The 2,634-nt window shown below is 72.2% G+C and carries 2 protein-coding genes and 1 pseudogene; 1 reads left to right on the top strand and 2 read right to left on the bottom strand.

The features are described 5' to 3' along the window. Positions 1 to 742: pseudogene (locus AC5LUJ_RS16830) on the bottom strand (LysM peptidoglycan-binding domain-containing protein); the annotation flags it as partial. Positions 743 to 1,392: 650 nt separating this feature from the next. Here AC5LUJ_RS16830 and AC5LUJ_RS16825 point away from each other — a divergent pair. After that, complete coding sequence (locus AC5LUJ_RS16825; RefSeq protein ID WP_250287458.1) at positions 1,393 to 1,965, top strand: hypothetical protein; 573 nt, start codon at positions 1,393 to 1,395, stop codon at positions 1,963 to 1,965. A gap of 282 nt (positions 1,966 to 2,247) precedes the next feature. Here AC5LUJ_RS16825 and AC5LUJ_RS16820 read toward each other — a convergent pair whose 3' ends face one another. Continuing rightward, the gene (locus AC5LUJ_RS16820; protein WP_250287461.1) at positions 2,248 to 2,505 is read right to left on the bottom strand and encodes a helix-turn-helix domain-containing protein; all 258 of its coding nucleotides are present in this window, start codon (positions 2,503 to 2,505) and stop codon (positions 2,248 to 2,250) included. Between the last annotated feature and the right edge of the window lie 129 nt (positions 2,506 to 2,634).

Raw genomic sequence — 2,634 nt, 5'->3', positions numbered from 1 at the left:
GCTGCGCCGGAGACGCCGTGGTGGCCGGTAGCTGCGCCGGAGAGCCGGGCGCCGCCGGCTCCAGCGATTTCGTGGATGCTCCTGCCCCGTCCGCGGACAGCGTGGACGGGGTGGACGAGGTGCTGGCGGGGGTGTACGGGTCGACGTCCGGCCAGATGGTCGCGGTCGAGGAGGGCACAGTCGAGGGGAGTGCGGACGAGGGGAGTGAGGGCGAAGGGAGCGAGGGCGAGGTGCCGGCCGTGGCCGGCCCGGTGGCCGCTGACGGGCTCGCCGTCAGCGCCGGGTCGACGTCCGGCCAGATGGTCGAGGGAGCCGTGACGCTGGTGGTGACGGGCACCGGGACGGTCACCGGCCCGGTGCCCGCTACCGGGCCGGCTGCCAGCGCCGGGGCAGTGGCCCCCGCCGCAAGGGTGACGCCGAGCGCCACCTCGGCCATGTGGCGCAGGGCTCGGGGCAGGATGCGCCGGGCGGCGGCCGCCGCGGCCCGCCCGCCGCCGCCGGGCAGCGCGGCGAGCGCGGCCAGGACGAACCCCGCGCACAGCCACAGCAGGCAGGCCCACGCGGCGAGGCCGACAACGGTCACCAGCGCGTGTTCGGGATCGGCCGTGACCCAGTCGGGCACCGCCGAGAAGCCGGACGGGAGATCCGCTCGCCCCGGCCCGACCGCGATCAGGATGATCGCCAGTGCCGTCGCGGCGGCCGCTCCCGTCAGGAAGACGAGCACGCGCCGGACGGCTGGCATCGGCAACTCCCGGTGATTCGGGGGCCTGATCCGTCGGCGGCACGGAAAGAATCATCCAGCCGTTGATCCATTGGCCCATTTGATCTTTGGAAAGCTTCGTTTGGGTTCGTTTGCTTGTGTAAACCCCTGAAGGGTTGATGTCAACCTCGGTTGGATGGTTTGCTCGCCGTCCGCGGGTCCGACGGTGTCCGCGGCCGGTGTCCATCATGATCGCCGTGTGCCCGCGTCCAGCGCTCGCCGCAGGCCCGCTCCCACTGGCTGGACACGCGGGAGCGGTCCATGCCACCCTGCTGGGGCACCGGTCATGGGGTGCGGACACCGTCCATGACCGCTGCGTGGTGCATGCCCCAGGCAGGCAGGGTGGGCCGTCACGCGCTTTTCGGTCAGGCAGGCGTATACCGGCGGCACGTTCGCGTGGATCGTCTCCGGCGGCCGGTGCCCGCCAACGGATACCGCCGCCTGTATGGCTACACATGGTTACATGGCTGGCGATGGCTGGCGTTCCGGGCCGTATCCGCTGCCGCCGCGCCGCGCGTCCGGCTGCGCCGCTCCGGCGGTTGCCGGCCGGACGCCCAGCGGCCGGCCGGAGCTCGGGCCCGCGCATGGGCAGGCGCCCGCGGCGGCGTCCGGGAGCGAAGAGGGAGGGACGGGTGCGCTGGGAGGCGCTTTTCGCCGATCTTGAGACGCAGTGGGAGGCGGCCGAGGCGGCCGAGCTCGACGCCGAGCTCATCGACAGGAGCCGGCGCGAGGCCGGGTACCTGCGTCTGATCGACCGGCTGCGGCCGGCGATCGGCTCGTCGTTGCGGGTGGGCGTCGAGGTTGTCGGGCGGGAGTCCGACAGCGTCCTGACCGGATGGCTCACCGCGCTGGGGGTGGACTGGATGCTGCTGCGGGAGCCGGCGGCCCACGAGGCGCTGGTGCCGTTACACCGCGTGCTGTGGGTGCATGGCCTGGCCGCGCTGTCGGCGCATCCCGGCCACGAGGGCCCGCTGGCGGTCCGGCTGGATCTGCGTTATGTCCTGCGGGGTGTGGCGCGGGACCGTTCACCGTGCGTGGCCGTGCTGGCGGACGGCACCCCGGTGCGGGGCACTGTCGACCGGGTCGGGGCGGACTTCGTCGAAGTGGCCGAGCATCTGGACGACGAGTTCCGCAGGGCACGGTCGGTACGCGCGGTGCGGACCATCCCACTGGCCGCGATCGGCTTCGTCCGCCGGACCGTGTGAGCCGCTGCCGCGCCAGGACGCTGTCACGCAGGACAGGGCGCTGTCGCGCAGGACGCTGTCGCAGGAAAGGCTGTTGGCGCTCCCGGAGCGCTGACGACGTCATGGCGTGCTTCTTCGCGCTACGGGATTCCCACCGATGAAGTGGCGGTCGCGGCGGCGGCGCTCCGGCCGGGCCGGGGTTTCGGCGGCCGGGGCCGTAGCGCTGGTCCGGCGGCGCCGATCTGGCGGGACGGGCCGGGAACCGGTCCGGGCGATCCAGGCCGGGCCTGCTTCCGGCCCCGGTCAGCCGTGCAGGCCGGGGAACTCCTCGTCCGGCAGCGTCTCACCGCGGCCGAGGGGGTTGGCGAGCACGAAGGCGCGGGTCTGCTCGTATGCCCGCTGGATGTATCCCTCAAGCTCGCTGCGTTCGACTCGCCACTGTCCGCGTCCGCCGATCTTTATGGCGGGGAGTTCACCCGAGCGGACCAGCGCGTACGTCTGGCTTGACGAGATGTTGAGGATCTCCGCCACATCGCTGAGCTGAAGGAAACGCTCGTTCATCGGCCTGTCTCCCTGGCGATGGATGGGTCGTGTCTCCTGTGTATCAGAGTCGCAGGTCCAAATCGCCTGTGAATGCCTCCGCTTGTGGATAACAGGTGCTGTTCGCCTTGGGCTCCAGGGCTCCAGGGC

Source organism: Protofrankia sp. CiP1_Cm_nod3 (genome assembly GCF_982290655.1).
The sequence above is the reverse complement of the archived record's forward strand: the minus strand, read 5'-3'. Positions and strand labels throughout refer to the sequence as shown.

Coding starts and splice junctions, on each gene's coding strand:
- AC5LUJ_RS16820 (WP_250287461.1), bottom strand. CDS start 2,505: ATGAACGAGCGTTTCCTTCAGCTCAGCGATGTGGCGGAGATCCTCAAC.